Here is a 14,330-nt window from a genome sequence, read left to right on the forward strand (position 1 = left end):
AAGGCGCCTTCGAGCACATAGACCGTCACCGGAAAACGGTGGGTATGATAGACGGTCTTGTCACCCGGCTTGAACGTCGCCGTCATGACCCGCACGGTTTGCTTGTCGTCCTTAGGCAATCCCTCGACGACCTGCTGCAGCACCATATTGGGCTTGGCGATATTGGACGTTGCCGCGCCGTGCTGTTGCGCCAGTGCCGGATTGCTTATGCCGATACCGGTGAGCAGGGCGATGCCCGGGAGGAGATGGCTGCGCATGTATCGCTCCTTTGTTGGCCAATCGCCGCGTTGTTTCGATGCAAAGCTTAAGGGGACATGGCCGTGCCGCGGGAGCCGCAAGATTGCTAGGGCCCGCTCCAAAAGTGCATAATGGGTCCATGTTCGACTGGAACGACCTGAAATATTTTCTCGCCGTTGCGCGCCATGGCAGCACGATCGCTGCCGGCAAGGCGCTTGGCACCAGCCAGTCGACCGTGCACCGCCGGCTCGAAGAGCTCGAACGCCGGATCGGGCAGGCGCTGGTGACCCGGCAGGCGAGCGGCTATCGCCTCACCGAATACGGCACCACGCTATTGCCTTTCGCCGAACGCATCGAGGCCGCGGTCGGGGATTTCCAGCGGCGGGCAACCGATGTCGAGCAGGACATGAAGGGCGCGATCCGCGTCACCTGTCCGGAGCCGATCGTCATCCGCATGACGCAGGCGGGCCTGATCGAGCGGTTTCATGCCCGCCATCCGCATCTGCGCGTCGAATTCATCACCAGTGACCGCTATCTCGATCTATCAAAGGGGGAGGTGGACATAGCCTTCCGCTCCGGCGATACCGATGACGAACTGATCGGCCGGAAGATCGCGGATTCGTTCTGGGCCGTCTACGCCAGCCGTGACTATGTCGAGCGTCACGGCAAGCCCGACCGCGTCGAGGACTTGTCGCAACATCTTCTCGTAGGCTTCGACGAGACGCTGGCTGGTCACCGCGCCGCGAAGTGGCTGAAGGACGTCGCGCCAGACGCCAGGATGCCCGTGCGCAACAACAGCGTGCTTGGCCTGGTCTCCGCGGTGAAGTCCGGCGCAGGGTTAGGGCCGCTGCCGACGGCGCTCGGCGATGCGGAGCCGGACCTGGTCCGCGTGCTCGGCCCTGTTCCGGAGCTGACGCGTAGCTGGCGGCTGTTGACGCATCCCGATATCCGCCGCGTGCCGCGCATTGCCGCGTTCTTCGACTACATCGTCGAACAGCGCGACGCGTTGAAATCGATTTTGACGGGATGAGGTCACAGATCGATCGTGATCTCGATCGTCGCCGCCTCGCCGAACCGCGCGCGGACATGCTGGCCGCCGCGTACCGGCAGCATGCCGGTCATCGAGCCGGTGCTAACAGTCTCGCCGGCGCGAAGCCCGTCGCCCCATTGGCGGCGCTGTTCGGCCAGCCACCACAATGGCCGCAGCGGATCGCCCATCACGTCAGCGCCCACACCCTCGCGCCGCAATGCCCCGTCGATCTCGAGCCGGACTGGCATGGACGCAAGTCCCTCGCGCCAATTCTCGATTCTGTCGCCAAAGACGTAGCGTCCCGACGCGCTGCCGTCGGCGAGAATGGCAGGCAGCGGCGGCAGGGCCTTTCTCGGATAGCGGCATTCCGCCACTTCGATGCCGGCGTGAACCTCGGCGATCGCCTCGATCGTCTCGGCAAGCGTCCAGGGTTCGTCTCGCGGCGGCAGGTCGCGCGCCAGCGTGACGAAGAACTCGCATTCGATCAGCGGGTCGAGCAATTCCGCCGCCTTGAAACGCATGGGCGAGGTGCAGGCAAAGCGGCGGAACGTCCGGCCATAGATTGGTCCGTCCAGTTGCAGCTTGCCGCGCACGGCGTCCGTCGTGCCGGCAATCTTCCAGCCCAAGGGCTCCCAACCAAGCCGCTCCGCGACGGCCTGGTTGACGGCGTAGGCGTCGCTGGTTGTTTCAGGTACGAGATCATCGGGCAGGGTCACTTGGCTGACGTTGCGCCGCGCGTGCGCGAGCAGGTTCGCCAGCTCTTCCTGTTTTCCGGAAATTGCTTTCACGTTCGCCTCATCGCCCCTGAAACACCGCGGCGCGCCGTTCGATGAAGGATTGAATGCCTTCTTTTGCGTCGGCGCTGTTCAGCACGCGTTCGCGTACGGTCGGAATATAGGCGATGGCCGCCTTCTCGCCGTGCTCGACATACTTGAGGGCCGCTTCCTTGGTGACCTGAATGCCGAGCGGCGCATTGCGGGCAATGATCGCGGCGAGCGCCATCGCGCGTTCGATCTGCTGGCCTGCCGGCACCACCTCCTGGATCAACCCGATCTCGCGGGCGCGCGAAGCCGTGAACTCATCGCACAGGAACAGATGATACATCGCGTTGCCCCAGCCGGTACGCGACAGGAAGCGGAAATGAGCGCCGCCGAGCGGCGCGATGCCGCGTTTGGATTCCATCTGGCAGAAGCGGCTGTCATCGGCGGCAACGACGATGTCGCCCGCCAGCATCAGTTCGATGCCGATGGTGAAGACGATGCCTTGCACCGCTGACACGATCGGCTTCTTGCAGCGCTTGCCGAGACCGAACACGTCGACATTGCCTTCCCTGATATTCCGCTTCTCGGCGGTGGGGCCGAAGAATTTCGGCATGTCGAGCCCGGCCGTGAAATCCTTGCCTTCGGCGCAGATGACGCCGACCCAATAGCTGTCATTGTTGTGCAGTTCCGTCAGGGCGTCCGACAATTGCTCCATCATGGCCGGCGAGAACGCGTTCTTCTTGGCGGGGTTGTCGATGATGATCTTGAAAATGCGATCATGGGTTTCGGTGCGGATTTTTCCTTCGCTCATGGTCTATCCTCTCGGTCCTGAATATCCTGGAAATGGCGGTGCGCGTGTTCGCTATCGCTCGTATTTGACGGCGAGCGCGGTGCGGATCGCCGCGGCGCGTTCCGGCGAAAAGTGCGATGCGCCGTGTTCGAGCAGGTCAATGAACGATAGCACGCCGCCGCGCGAGCCCCAGCTTCCTTCCTCGATGATGCGGAAATTGATCCACCAGGCGGGCGAGGGCGCCTTCATCCCGCAAGCCGCCGCAAGCGCGGAATGGATGTTGCGGATGACGGTGGCGCGATCTTCGCGCGTCCAGCAACAATCCATAACCACGACGTCGAGCACCATGACGTCGCTTGGCGTGTCCGAAAGCAGCTCTCCGCCATGCGCGATCATATCGAGCGGACGCTCCGCAAAATGCACCTGATAGCCGCGGCGCGCCTCTGGCGTGAGTTTGCCGACCTCCGGCATCAGCACGGCATCCGTCAGCGTCTTCGCCAATACGCGGCGCTGATCGGACATCAGCCGCCCCTGCGGCGTCATCACATGGATAAACGTCATCGATCGTTGCCTCCCGCTACCGGCTATGACAGCTGGCATAGTGCGATCGGGCTGGCTGGCTATGTCAAGCGTCATATTCTACAATGGCGCGACTCAAAGGGAGTTCCGATGTCGTCCGATACCCGCGCAAAAATGGTGGCCGGCGCCGCAGACCTGATGAGCCGGCGTGGCGTCAATGCCACCAGCATGCGCGAGGTGGTCCGCCATACCGGCACGCCGCGCGGCTCGATCGGCCATCATTTTCCGCGCGGCAAGCAGCAACTGATTGAGGATGCGCTGGTGTTTGCGGGCAAACAGGTCAGCGGGCCGCTACAGCATCTCACAGAGACACGCGGGGCCGTTGCGGGCCTGCGCGCCTTCATCGCGCTGTGGCGCGGGACGCTGGAGCGGACGGAATTCCAGGCCGGCTGTTCGGTGCTTGCGGTCGCGGTTGAGCAATATGTCAACGATGCCACCGAGAAGGATAGCGAGCCTGATGAAGCCGCGCAGCAGCATCTGCTCGATCTCGCTGACGGCATCTTCGCCGATTGGCAGCGGATCATGTTCACGGCGCTGCGGCGCGAGGGCGTGGCGCCGGCGCGCGCCCGGCGGCTTGCCGCGCTCGTCATCGCATCGACAGAAGGAACGGTCGCGATGTGTCGCGCCGCGCGCAGCGCCCAGCCGCTCGATGATGTCAGGCAGGAGCTCGAACTGGTGCTGTCAAGCGCGCTGGCGAAGTGACAGCGAAGCCGCGCTTGCTGCCGTTCAGGTCATCGCGGCTTCGTGACTCCTCAAGGAAACGACTGTCCATTCAGAATAACTCACGATGCCAACGCGGCTAGAAGCATCCGCGCCAGGTTTGCGCTGAGGTAAGGCTTCGGCAGCAGCAGCACGCCAGCATCGAGACGGCCGTGATGTACAAGGGCGTTCTCGGCGTAACCAGAGGTATAAAGCACCTTGAGCTCTGGCCGCCTTTTGACGGCCTCGGTCGCGAGCTGGCGGCCGTTCACTCCCCCGGGGAGCATGACGTCGGTGAACAGCAGGTCAATGCGTTCCGGTCCATCGATGATGGCCAGCGCCTCGGCCGCATTGCCGACGGCGAGCGTGCGGAATCCGAAACGGGTGATTTGCGCCAGGACATATTGGCGGACCAGCGGATCGTCCTCGACAATCAAGATCGTCTGGTCGCTATGTTCGCCCGCATATCCGCCAGTCTCGCCGGCAGGCTCTTCCGGACCGCCACCCGTGGCCTGCGGCAGGTATAGCTTCACGCTCGTGCCGTGGGCCTCTTCGCTGTAGATCTTGATATGTCCGTTCGACTGTTTGGCGAAGCCGTACACCATGCTGAGGCCGAGCCCCGATCCCTTCCCGGCCTCCTTGGTGGTAAAGAACGGTTCAAACACTTTTTCGAGCAGGTTGCTCGGAATACCTTCCCCGGTGTCACTCACGGCAATCATGACATAGTTGCCAGGTCTCACCTCGCTGTTCAGGCGGGCATAATTTTCATCGAGCACCACGTTCTTTGTTTCCAACGTCAGCTTCCCGCCGTTGGGCATGGCGTCCCGCGCATTCAGGGCGAGGTTCAGGATCGCGGTCGAGAGCTGACTGGGATCGATCAGAGCCGGTGCGGAATCGTGCGCCAGCATCGATTCAATCTCGATGTGCTCGCCGAGGGTCGGCCGCAGCAGCCGCGCTGCATCGATGATCAACGCGTTGACGTCGGTATTGCGCGGCTGCAGCGGCTGCCGGCGGGAGAAGGCCAACAAATGCTTCGTCAGCTCGGCCCCTCTTGCTGCGGCCCCGCCCATCAGATCGGTGATCTGAGTGAGATGTGGGCGATCCTTGACGGCATCGCTGAGGATTTCGATGGTGCCGGTGATCACGGTCAGAATGTTGTTGAAATCGTGCGCCACGCCACCGGTGAGCTGGCCGATGGCTTCCATCTTCTGCGCTTGCCGGACTTTGGATTCGGTGGTCTCTTTCTCTTCAAAACGCTTGACCATGGCCTCGGCCTCGCGGCGTTGCCTGACTTCCTCCTCGAGTGCGGCATAGGCGTTCGCAAGCTGAATGCGTGTGGGCAGCACCAGGATCCGCGGCAGCGCCAGCAGTAGTGCTGCCGTGACCGGGACCGAGATCAGCGCCAAGAAGGCTTTGGTGAGGGCCTCGATTTCATAGGCCGGCGCCCACATGGTGTAGATCGACAGCAGGCGTGTCACTCCGCAAACCGCGACGAAGATCGCGAATATCAAAAATACGCCCCGGAACATCAGCTCACGGTGGCGCCGCCACACGAAGAACGCGAGGACGAAAGCCGTGGTAAAGAAGGCGACGGCGACCATCGCGTCGGAAACGACATTCAGCCAAATCAATTCCGGCTTCCACAGCAGGCCCGCGCCGTGCTCGGTGAGCTTCGACATGCGAAAAAGCTCCAACAAGCGGCTGCATGCGCGCAGCCGCACGCTTCCGATCTCTCCGTCGGATGACGCAAACTATTCAGCTTTTTCGCAACCTGCGCAAGCGCAGCGCCGGTTCGACGAATATTGTCGCGCCGATCTGAGAGGCATCAGAACCTGCATGTTGTTCCCGGGAGCAGGCGTGCCTGATTGCAAGGGCAATAGCAGCCTTTGGGATCGAATCAACTCGCGGGGTTTTGGGCTGAGGACGCGGCCAGTGCCTGCCGCATCTCGGCAGGCGTAGCAGGCTCGGCACCATGACCGCGCACCATCCGCACGGCCTCTTCGACCAGTTCGAGATTGGTCGCCTGCGTCCCCAGCGGGGCATCTTCGAGGCCAACGCGGATATGGCCGCCGCGTACGATCGTATCAGTGAACAGCGGGCGAAGATCGGCGCTCACGCCCGCAATCATCCAGGGCGCGCCGGGCGCTTCCTCCTCCAGCAGTGCGTGGTAGGCCGCGAGCGCATATGGCTTTGGTGGAAGGCCGACCGCGATCAGATTGCAGAACATGAGACGATAGATCGGCACCTTGACGCCGGCCACGCGCGCCAGTGCTGCGCCGGCACGCAGGAAGCCGGGCTCGTAGATCGCAAAGTCGGTATGCAGGCCGTGGCGCGCCGCGAGATCGAGCGCATACCGGATCTGGGATTCAGGATTCATGTAGGTGCCGCCGGGCGCTGCGGTCGCTGTCGTTTTTGTCAGGCTCAAATTCGCGCTGCCGGGATCGATGACGGCAAAATCCAAGAGGCCGCGCGCGGCAAGTTCTTCGATGTCGGCAAATCGAGCCGCGACATCGGCGAGCGGGCTGCTGTCGTCGCCTGTGGTTATGAAAGCCGGATAGGAGGGATAGACCGGCACATCGACCTGGTTGCGAATGCCTTCGATGATGCGGGCATAGACCTGCCAGTCGTAGGTCTGCGGGCCGCCGCCATCATAGGCATGGACGTGAATGATGGTGGCGCCGGCACGCGCGCAGGCGACGCCCTCGGCGATGATGGTCTCAACGGTATCGGGAATGCCGGGTTGGAGCGCGCGGCCCCACGAGCCGTTCAACGCCGCCTCGATCCAGACCTTGCGCACGCTATTACTCTCCTGAAGATTTGGTCCTCCCATCTATAGGGCATGTACACATGACGAGCGATATCCGATTTTCCCGAAGTTCTGGAGACAGCATCAGGTTAGAGTCACCGAAGCCGTTCCAATGAATCAGATTTCGCAGTCGGCTGAGTTCAAAGCCTTGCGCAAGCCACCAAACGCGCTTAGCCGACAGGGCTCGGTGTCGCTGGCGGCCTTTCGCCGCTCGGAAATGGTAGTTCGCTTGATAGTGGTTGTCTTTGGCTTCGGCTTAGGACGGGCGACAATGACCTTCTTTGGTTTTGGATCGTGCCGATTGCGGTTGATCACCCTCGGGGGCTTCGAAGAACCGACACTGATGCCTTCTGACGGAGAAATGCGTTCGTCGACGAGAGCATGATGACTTTTCTTATCGTCATCCCGCTCCATCTCTTTGATTTGAGCATGATCTCCGCGCAAACGCGTTTCGCGTTTGTCGCGAGGGAGAACCGGTACCGACTTTTCGCTAACGCGGCCCTCTGGGTCCGGATCATGCTCTAGAGCAGGCTGCGCCGGCGTCTCGCTGCTCGCAGCGGCGATTTCAAGTCGATCAGCCTTCGCCAACGCAACATGTGAATCGGAAACGCCTACGGTTGTATCGGCAAGGGGCTGGACGACCACTGCTGCACTGCGCACTGGAGTTCTGAGTTCCATTGCCGCTAGCACGCCTACACCCAATGGGATGAGGAGGCCCAACAACATCATTCTCAGCATGATGCTCCTCCGGCTTGTTTAGTGCCGGTGAAAATTCTCCGATCTAATGAGGCAACTTGGCGGCGGCTCGCGTAACAACTTGGCCCACGTACAGGCCGTTTGCCGACAGGGTTAACCGTTAACTGCCGGCCTGGATGTTCCTCACGCGCGAACATTGAATGGAGGAACAGGATCGTCCATCAGAACGTCGGCGGCGTGCAGGCCGAGATCACTTCACAAGGCTTGGCGCCGACGCAGCGAAAACGATGCGGCCGGCGGCTTTCGAAATAATAGGCGTCGCCGGGATCAAGGATGCGGCGCTCGTCATCGACGGTCACCTCGAGCCGGCCTGAGACCACGATGCCGCCTTCCTCGCCGTCATGGGTCAGCGGCACCCGGCCGGTGTCGCTGCCCGGCTCGTAGCGCTCCTTGAGAATTTGCAAGCTCCGGCCGAACATGGTGTCGCCGACCTGGCGATAGGAGATCGGTTGCTTGCCGATCTCGGTCAGTTCGTCGGAGCGGTAGAACGCCTTTCGCGGCCGCTCCGGCTCGATCGCGAAGAATTCGGCGAGACCCATCGGCAGCCCGTCGAGGATGCGCTTGAGCGCGCCAACCGACGGGTTCATCTGGTTCGATTCGATCAGCGAAATTGTCGAATTGGTCACGCCGGAACGCTTCGCCAGTTCGCGCTGCGACAGCTTGTGCCGGGCGCGCACGAAGCGGAGTCGCCCGCCGATATCGACACTCATCGACAAATCCCTGTTGCAAGTGTTTCGGATCGAACAAATATGCCTCGATGGGGCCAGCAAAATCAATGGGTTGCAGGAGCGAAGAAAAGGACTTGTTGTGCCTTCCCGAGCGTGGCCCGGTGGTACCTTGAGCTGCCAGCAAAGGAGCTACCCGTGACCCTTCATCAGAAGCCGAACACCCTGCAAACCGATTCGTTCTGGATGCCGTTCACGGCCAACCGGCAGTTCAAGAAAGCGCCCCGCCTGTTCGCCTCCGCCGAGGGTATGCACTACACCACCGTCGACGGTCGCAAGGTGATCGACGGCTCGGCCGGCCTCTGGTGCGTCAATGCCGGCCATGGCCGCCGCCAGATCGCGACGGCCGTCGAGCGGCAGTTGATGAATCTCGACTTCGCGCCCTCGTTCAACATGGGCCATCCGCTCGCGTTCGATTTCGCCGAGCGGCTCGCCGAGATCGCGCCCAAGGGGCTCGACCGCATCTTCTTCACCAATTCCGGTTCCGAGTCGGTCGACACCGCGCTGAAGATCGCGCTCGCCTACCAGCGCGCCATTGGACAGGGGACGCGGACGCGCCTGATCGGCCGCGAGCGCGGCTATCACGGCGTCGGCTTCGGCGGCATGTCGGTCGGCGGCATGGTGGCGAACCGCCGGGCGTTTGCGACCCATCTGCCTGGCGTCGACCACATCCGTCATACCCATGATCTCGGCCGCAACGCCTTCGCCAAGGATATACCGGAGCATGGTGCCGAACTCGCCGATGATCTCGAGCGGATGGTGGCGCTGCATGGCGCCGATACCATCGCCGCTGTCATTGTCGAGCCGGTGCCGGGCTCGACCGCGGTGCTGCCGCCGCCGAAGGGCTACCTGAAGCGCTTGCGCGAAATCGCTGACAAGCACGGCATTCTCCTGATCTTCGACGAAGTCATCACCGGCTTCGGCCGCCTCGGCACGCCGTTCGCAGCGGATTATTTCGGCGTCACGCCTGACATGATGACGACCGCCAAAGGCATCACCAACGGCACTGTTCCCTGCGGCGCGGTGTTCGCCAGCCGCAAGATCCACGACGGGCTGATGAACGGTCCGGAAGGAACGATCGAGCTGTTCCACGGCTACACCTATTCGGCGCATCCGACCGCCTGCGCCGCGGGGCTGGCGACACTCGACATCTACAAGGACGAGGGGCTGCTGACCCGCGGCGCGTCGCTCGCCGAATACTGGCGCGATGCGTTGCATTCGCTGAAGGGCCTGCCGAACGTGGTCGATATCCGCAACATCGGCCTGATGGGCGCGGTCGAAGTCGCGCCGCGCAAGGATGGGGTTGGTGCGCGCGGCTATGACGTCATGGTGGACTGCTTCAATCGTGGGCTTTACCTGCGCATGAGCGGCGACTCCTTTGCGATGTCGCCACCCTTGATCGTCGAGAAGAGCCATATCGACGACATCGTTTCGATCCTCGGCGACGCGATCAAGCGTGTGGCCTGATCCTTGCTCGCAAGGCATAGCGTTTTCAAGCGAAGTGGACCCCGGTTCGCGTGAAGAAAACGCGTCAAGATAAAACCTGGACCCCTGTTTCGATTTCAATCGGAGCAGGGCGCCAGAAGCCGCGGCGACCTTGCCGCGGCGGATGCGTGAGGGATCGTGAAAGTCATCGTTCTCGGCAGTGGCGTGATCGGCGTCACGACAGCCTATTATCTGGCGCGCGCCGGCCATGAGGTAACGGTCGTCGACCGTCAGGCCGCGCCTGCGCAGGAAACCAGCTTTGCCAATGCCGGCGAGGTGTCGCCCGGCTATTCCTCGCCCTGGGCGGGGCCGGGCGTGCCGGTGAAGGCGATCAAATGGCTGTTGATGCGGCACGGCCCGCTGGTGATCTGGCCCAAACTCGATCCTGTGATGTGGATCTGGGGGCTGAAGATGCTGCGCAACTGCACGGCAGAGCGCTATGCCGTCAACAAGAGCCGGATGATCCCGATCGCCGAATACAGCCGCGACTGCTTGCGCGCGCTGCGTGCCGAGATCGGCATCAAGTACGACGAGCGCAGTCGCGGCACGCTGCAGCTCTTTCGCAAGCAGAAGCAGCTCGATGGCACCGGCGACGATATCGCGGTGCTCAAACAATATGGCGTGCCCTACGAAGTGCTCGACCGCACCGGCTGCATTGCCGCCGAGCCGGCGCTCGCTGGCGTGAAGGACAAGTTCGTCGGCGGGCTACGGCTGCCGCAGGACGAAACCGGCGATTGCCACATCTTTACGCAGGCTCTCGCCCAGGAAGCCGCAAAGCTCGGCGTGCAGTTCAGGTTCAATACTGATATCGAGCGGCTGGTCGCGGATGGCGGCAAGATTTCTGGTGTCGTTACCAGCGCAGGCCTGCTGCAGGCCGATGCCTATGTCGCGGCGCTGGGAAGCTGGTCGCCGCGGCTGCTGAAACCGATCGGCATTTCCGTTCCGGTCTATCCGGTGAAGGGCTATTCGATCACGGTGCCGGTCACCGATCCCGACGGCGCGCCGGTCTCGACCGTGATGGACGAGAGCTACAAGGTCGCGATCACGCGGCTGGGTGATCGCATCCGCGTCGGCGGCACCGCGGAAATCTCGGGCTATTCCAACCGGCTCGACGCGGCACGGCGGGCGACGCTCGATCACTCCCTGACCGATATGTTTCCGCGTGGCGGGGACCTCGGCAAGGCAACATTCTGGTGCGGCCTGCGCCCGATGACCCCGGACGGACCGCCGATCATTGGCGCGACACGCTACAGCAATCTGCATCTCAACACCGGACACGGCACGCTCGGTTGGACCATGGCGTGTGGCTCGGGGAGGGTGATGGCGGATCTGATATCGGGGCGGAAGCCGGATATCGACGTGAGCGAGCTCAGCGTGAGCCGGTACGATCACCGGTTTGGGTGAGGGCGCACAACGCCCGCCACCGTCATTGCGAGCGAAGCGAGCAATCCATCTCACAGCGCGGGGATAGATGGATTACTTCGTCGCTTCGCTCCTCGCAATGACGGTGGCGCTAGCTCGTTTCCGTCACCGCATCACCCGTGATCGGGAGGATCGAAGGCGCGGATAGCAGGCAGCGTGCCGGAATACTTCTCGCACTCGACCACCGTCACCTGACCGCAGCAACCTTGTGCCAATCGCGATGTGCCGATGTCGCGGGTGAGCACGTTCGGATTGCCATGGACGCAGAGCGGATGTTCACCGGCTTGCGGATCGTACCAGGCGCCGGTGGACAATTGCACGACGCCGGGCATGACGTCGTCTGTAACGGCGGCGGCCGCCAGGCACGCGCCCCGATCATTGAACAGGCGGACGATGTCGCCATTGGCGATGCCGCGGCGCGCCGCATCGACAGGGTTGAGACGGACCGCTTCCCGGCCGGCAATTTTTTTGGACTGGCTGTAGGCACCGAAGTCGAGTTGGCTGTGCAGCCGGGTCGCCGGCTGGTTGGCGATCAGCGTCAACGGGTGGCGCGAATCTGGCGCTTCGGTCGAGGGCAGCCATGCCGGGTGGGGCGGGCAATCATCGTAACCGAAGCCTGCGATGGTTTTCGAGTAGATCTCGATCTTGCCGCTTGGCGTCGGCAGTTTGTTGCCAACGGGATCGTTGCGGAAGGCGCGCAGGAAGCCGCCGTCATCGGGGGCTGACGGCAGCGCGAGTTCGCCGCGTTGCCAGAACTCCTCGAATTCAGGCGCATCCCAGCCGGCATCGGCCAACGCGCGCCGTGTCGGCTCGTAAAGATGCGCCAGCCATTGCCTGGTGTCGCGACCTTCCGTGAAGGCGTGTTCGACGCCCAATCGCCGCGACAGTTCGGCAAAGATGTCGAAATCGTCGCGCGCTTCGCCGACCGGGTCCATGGCCTTGCGCATCGCGATCAGCCTTGGATCGGTGCCCGCGGCGCCGATGTCATCGCGCTCCAGCGTCATCGTCGCCGGCAGCACGATGTCGGCAAACTTCGCCATCGGCGTCCACGCGCTCTCGTGCACGATGATGGTTTGCGGGACATTGAAGGCCCGCCGCAGCCGGTTGATGTCCTGGTGATGATGGAAGGGATTGCCGCCCGCCCAATAGACCAGCTTGATATCAGGATATTGCATCGACCGGCCGTTGTATTCGAACCTCTCGCCCGGATGGAGGAGCATGTCGGCGACGCGCGCGACCGGGATGAAGTCGCTGGTAGCATGCCGAGGGCACCGAGCGCGTAATTATAACCCCCGCCGGGCAGGCCGATCTGGCCGAGCATCGCCGCAAGCACCGCGCCCATCCAAACCGGCTGCTCGCCAAATTGCGCCCGCTGCAGGGAATGCGAGACCGTGATCAAGGTGCGCCCGCGCGGCAACCGGCGGGCGAGATCGACGATCGTGGCAGCGGGAATGCCGGTGATAGCGGCCGCCCATGCCGCGTCCTTTGGCGTGTTGTCGTCGCGGCCGAGCAGATAGCGTTCAAAGATTTCGAAGCCGGTGCAGTAGCGCGCGACAAAGTCGCGGTCCCATAGATTTTCGATGCGGAGCGTATGCGCGAGCGCCAGCATCAGCGCCACGTCGGTGCCGACCTTGATCGGCAGCCATCGGGCGCCAGCCTCTTCCGGCATGTCGTCGCGCAAGGGAGTGATGCCGTAGAAGACGGCGCCGCGGCGCGCGGCCTTCTCCATCGCGTCGCGCTCGATATGCCGGCTGATGCCGCCGCTTGCGACATCCGAGTTCTTCAGCGCCATGCCGCCGAACGCCAGCACCGTATCGGTATGCTCGGCGATCTGATCCCACGTCACGTTTCGGCGCGAGATGTCTTCGTAGCTGCCTAGGACATGCGGCAGGATCACGGCCGAGGCGCCGGCGCTGTAGCTGTTCACCGAACGCACATAGCCGCCGAACGCCACGTTCAGGAAGCGGTGAACCTGGCTCTGCGCGTGGTGGAAACGTCCGGCGCTGGCCCAGCCATAGGAGCCGCCATAGATCGCGGCAGCACCATGTTCGGTTCGGATCCGCGACAATTCGTTTGCGAGCAGGTCGAGCACTTCGTCCCAGGGGCACGCGACGAATTTCTGGTCGAAGGTGCGCGCGCTGGGGGCGCTCCGATCCAGCCATGCCTTGCGCACCATCGGCCGCAGGATGCGCGCTTTATGGCGCATCGCAGTCGTGAAGTTCGCCAACATCGGTGAGGGCCCCGGGTCGTTCTCGTAAGGCCTGATATCCAGCGTCGCGCCGTTCCACCGTGCCGAGAAGGCGCCCCAATGCGCGCTGTGCGGGCTCCAATCCTCGCGAGCTTGATCCATGTCTTGTTCCAGACTGTCGTTCATGACGCCTGCGTCACGCAATTCACCCACAGCACGACCGCTTTCGCATCTTCCGCCGGATTTGAGAAGCGGTGGGGCCGGCGGCTGGCGAAGCGAAAACTATCGCCGGTTTTCAGCAACCAAGTCTCGGCGTCGACCGTCAGCGTCATCTCGCCTTCCAGCACCAGGCCCGCTTCTTCGCCGTCATGGGTATAGAGTTCGTCGCCGGTGTTGCCGCCGGGTTCCATGTGCACGAGAAACAGGTTCAGGCGGTTTTCCGTTCCGGCCGGGCTCAGCAATTGTTTGGAAATGCCGGTGCGCCACAGTTTCAGTTCGGCGCGCTGCAACTGGCGCGTCACCACGCCGCCGGAAGCGGCATCATCGCTTGGCCGCGAGCCGAACAGTGCGGCAATGCCGACGCCGAGCACGTCCGCCAGCGTCGCCAGCACGCGAAGCGAAGGCGAGGACAGGCCGCGCTCGATCTGGCTGAGGAAGCCGATCGACAGATCGGTGCGCGCCGCGATCGTCTCCAGCGAAAGTCTGTGTTCGCGGCGCAGATCGCGAATACGGCGACCGACCGCAAGGTCCATCGCGGGCTCTGCCGGCCTGGCGGCAGCCTTCGCCCTCGGCCTGCCCTTTGCCTTGCCGGCCTTCACTTTGGCCTTGGGCGCCGGTTTTCGCATTCTGTTG

13 protein-coding genes and 1 pseudogene are annotated in these 14,330 nt (G+C 63.0%); 4 read left to right on the forward strand and 10 right to left on the reverse strand.

Features of this window, described 5'->3' with window-relative positions:
• Window positions 1–257: cupin domain-containing protein (locus CP49_RS46615; RefSeq protein ID WP_057855877.1), on the reverse strand; the 257-nt coding region annotated here is incomplete at its 3' end.
• 119 nt (window positions 258–376) lie between these two features.
• On the opposite strand from CP49_RS46615, the gene CP49_RS41645 reads away from it, so the two are divergent.
• Window positions 377–1,267, forward strand: a complete 891-nt coding sequence (locus CP49_RS41645; protein ID WP_057855878.1) for a LysR family transcriptional regulator — start codon at window positions 377–379, stop codon at window positions 1,265–1,267.
• A gap of 2 nt (window positions 1,268–1,269) precedes the next feature.
• Here CP49_RS41645 and CP49_RS41650 read toward each other — a convergent pair whose 3' ends face one another.
• From CP49_RS41650 to CP49_RS41660, 3 genes are read right to left on the reverse strand one after another with little or no spacing between them, the layout of a single operon-like run.
• On the reverse strand, window positions 1,270–2,055 hold the full coding sequence (locus CP49_RS41650) for a 2-keto-4-pentenoate hydratase (RefSeq protein WP_057855879.1): 786 nt from the start codon (window positions 2,053–2,055) through the stop codon (window positions 1,270–1,272).
• Window positions 2,056–2,062: 7 nt separating this feature from the next.
• Complete coding sequence (locus CP49_RS41655) at window positions 2,063–2,839, reverse strand: crotonase/enoyl-CoA hydratase family protein (protein ID WP_057855880.1); 777 nt, start codon at window positions 2,837–2,839, stop codon at window positions 2,063–2,065.
• A 51-nt stretch (window positions 2,840–2,890) separates the two neighbouring features.
• Window positions 2,891–3,379: a hypothetical protein gene (locus tag CP49_RS41660; protein WP_057855881.1), complete on the reverse strand. Its 489-nt coding sequence runs from the start codon at window positions 3,377–3,379 to the stop codon at window positions 2,891–2,893.
• Window positions 3,380–3,487: 108 nt separating this feature from the next.
• Here CP49_RS41660 and CP49_RS41665 point away from each other — a divergent pair, with 108 nt between their 5' ends.
• A complete protein-coding gene (locus CP49_RS41665; protein WP_057855882.1) occupies window positions 3,488–4,099 on the forward strand; it encodes a TetR/AcrR family transcriptional regulator in 612 nt (203 codons plus the stop codon).
• Window positions 4,100–4,179: 80 nt separating this feature from the next.
• Here CP49_RS41665 and CP49_RS41670 read toward each other — a convergent pair whose 3' ends face one another.
• The 4 genes from CP49_RS41670 to CP49_RS41680 form a co-directional block, all read right to left on the reverse strand.
• On the reverse strand, window positions 4,180–5,775 hold the full coding sequence (locus CP49_RS41670) for an ATP-binding protein (RefSeq protein ID WP_057855920.1): 1,596 nt from the start codon (window positions 5,773–5,775) through the stop codon (window positions 4,180–4,182).
• A gap of 218 nt (window positions 5,776–5,993) precedes the next feature.
• Window positions 5,994–6,893 (reverse strand): beta-keto acid cleavage family enzyme, encoded by a 900-nt coding sequence (locus CP49_RS41675; protein ID WP_057855883.1) that lies wholly within the window; start codon window positions 6,891–6,893, stop codon window positions 5,994–5,996.
• 126 nt (window positions 6,894–7,019) lie between these two features.
• On the reverse strand, window positions 7,020–7,640 hold the full coding sequence (locus CP49_RS45665; protein WP_156438941.1) for a hypothetical protein: 621 nt from the start codon (window positions 7,638–7,640) through the stop codon (window positions 7,020–7,022).
• 179 nt (window positions 7,641–7,819) lie between these two features.
• Window positions 7,820–8,368, reverse strand: a complete 549-nt coding sequence (locus CP49_RS41680; RefSeq protein ID WP_057855884.1) for a cupin domain-containing protein — start codon at window positions 8,366–8,368, stop codon at window positions 7,820–7,822.
• 153 nt (window positions 8,369–8,521) lie between these two features.
• Between CP49_RS41680 and aptA the strand changes: the two genes are divergently transcribed.
• Both aptA and CP49_RS41690 read left to right on the forward strand, forming a co-directional pair.
• Window positions 8,522–9,850, forward strand: coding sequence for an omega-aminotransferase AptA (gene aptA, locus CP49_RS41685; RefSeq protein ID WP_057855885.1), 1,329 nt, complete (start codon window positions 8,522–8,524; stop codon window positions 9,848–9,850).
• 156 nt (window positions 9,851–10,006) lie between these two features.
• A complete protein-coding gene (locus CP49_RS41690) occupies window positions 10,007–11,272 on the forward strand; it encodes a D-amino acid dehydrogenase (RefSeq protein WP_057855886.1) in 1,266 nt (421 codons plus the stop codon).
• A 131-nt stretch (window positions 11,273–11,403) separates the two neighbouring features.
• Here the strand turns inward: CP49_RS41690 and CP49_RS41695 are convergent.
• Both CP49_RS41695 and CP49_RS41700 read right to left on the reverse strand, forming a co-directional pair.
• Window positions 11,404–13,664, reverse strand: a pseudogene (locus CP49_RS41695) (molybdopterin-dependent oxidoreductase).
• Entirely contained in the window at window positions 13,661–14,323 is a 663-nt protein-coding gene (locus tag CP49_RS41700) for a cupin domain-containing protein (protein WP_057855887.1), read from the reverse strand. The pseudogene CP49_RS41695 and the gene CP49_RS41700 overlap by 4 nt, the downstream one beginning before the upstream one ends.
• Between the last annotated feature and the right edge of the window lie 7 nt (window positions 14,324–14,330).

Source organism: Bradyrhizobium valentinum, from assembly GCF_001440405.1.
GTDB lineage: Bacteria > Pseudomonadota > Alphaproteobacteria > Rhizobiales > Xanthobacteraceae > Bradyrhizobium > Bradyrhizobium valentinum.